Raw genomic sequence first — 1,450 nt, 5'->3', positions numbered from 1 at the left:
CTGTGTACTGTGTGGTAACTGGTTTTTTCTCTCGAAACCGTGAGTTCAATTTCATCCTGAACGTGGTCAAGGTCTTCTGGTAGAATTAAACCTAAAACCTTTTCATAACTTAAAACCTCATCTGGCGGGCAACCTAGGTTTTTCTTAAATGACCGGGTTGAACGGAGTATGCCCGTTGCTATACTTAATTCCCAAAAACCAAGGCCAAGGTGATCGAACACCACATCCCAATGATCATCGCAAATAATGGATAGATCAATATTTTTCTTATTTGTACTCATAAATAAAGGATAAACTATTTGGGGAAATTACATAAACAATGTAAAAGTATTTTGAGTATTAATAAAAATAAACGTAGTGCTCAGGGGTTTAAATAAAATGGGGAGCAAAAGGTAGGATGGTTTAATGTAGTTGCCTGAGCAGGCAAAAAATAAGTCAAGCTTTAAAACTTGACTTATTTGGGAATTAATTAATGCTGATTGCTGTTTTTTGACTTTTCTATCAGTTCTTTTTGATCGCTCAAATCTTTATAGTAGAAATAACCACCAAACCCTAAGATGAGAATGATATTACTTATTTTGAAACTATGATCTAACCAATAACTAAATGCTGGCACATTACCACTAAAACTCTGTTTAATGTTTGGCCAGGAGTTAAGAATGAAAATAATAACAATCATTAGCAAAACCTTTAGCAAGGTGCTGATGATGATCTTTTGGTGATTTACTTTTTCCATTATTTAAACTCTCTGAAATCCTGACCGTCGGTAATGTTCAACAAGCTTTCATAAATCAAGCTGATTACATTATCAACATCTTCTTTATGTACCATTTCTACGGTAGTATGCATATAGCGTAACGGCAGCGAAATTAATGCTGATGGTACACCACCATTTGAATAGGCAAAAGCATCGGTATCGGTTCCGGTAGAACGCGAAGATGCCTGACGCTGGAAAGGAATATGGTTTTTCTCAGCGGTTTTAATTAATAATTTATTTAAATTGGTTTGAACAGCTGGCGCATACGAAACCACGGGGCCTTTACCGGCTGATAAATCGCCTTGAATGTTTTTGTTAATCATTGGCGTAGTGGTATCGTGTGTTACATCGGTAATAATGGCCACATTGGGTTTGATGCGCTGGGCAATCATCTCGGCACCGCGTAAACCGATTTCTTCCTGTACAGAGTTTACAATATATAAGCCGAAAGGAAGTTTTTTCTTGTTCTCTTTTAATAAACGTGCTACTTCGGCAATCATAAAACCGCCCACACGGTTATCTAAGGCACGGCCAACATAATAGCGATCGTTCAAAACCATAAACTCATCTTCGTAGGTAATTACACAACCTACGTGGATGCCCAATTTTTCTACTTCTTCTTTTGTAGTACAACCACAGTCTAAAAAGATATTTTTTAATTCTGGTGCCTGTTCTTTTTCGCCATGTCGGGTG

General features: G+C 37.2%; 3 protein-coding genes. All 3 read right to left on the bottom strand.

Features of this window, described 5'->3' with window-relative positions; all coding sequences use genetic code 11:
- Window positions 1–281 (bottom strand): PAS domain-containing protein (locus AC1DND_RS27775; RefSeq protein ID WP_477586070.1); only part of this gene is annotated, 281 nt, incomplete at its 3' end.
- A gap of 188 nt (window positions 282–469) precedes the next feature.
- Window positions 470–736, bottom strand: coding sequence for a hypothetical protein (locus tag AC1DND_RS27770; protein WP_477586068.1), 267 nt, complete (start codon window positions 734–736; stop codon window positions 470–472).
- Window positions 736–1,450 (bottom strand): M20/M25/M40 family metallo-hydrolase (locus tag AC1DND_RS27765; RefSeq protein WP_477586067.1); only part of this gene is annotated, 715 nt, incomplete at its 5' end. The genes AC1DND_RS27765 and AC1DND_RS27770, both read right to left, overlap by 1 nt.

The sequence above is a fragment of the Pedobacter sp. 01N416 genome (assembly GCF_056399685.1).
Note: the sequence above shows the minus strand (reverse complement) of the source record. Positions and strands in the feature narration are given on the sequence as shown.

What these genes read in the sequence shown, in the direction of transcription:
- AC1DND_RS27770 (WP_477586068.1), bottom strand. Translation starts at nt 736, where the DNA reads ATGGAAAAAGTAAATCACCAAAAGATCATCATCAGCACCTTGCTAAAG.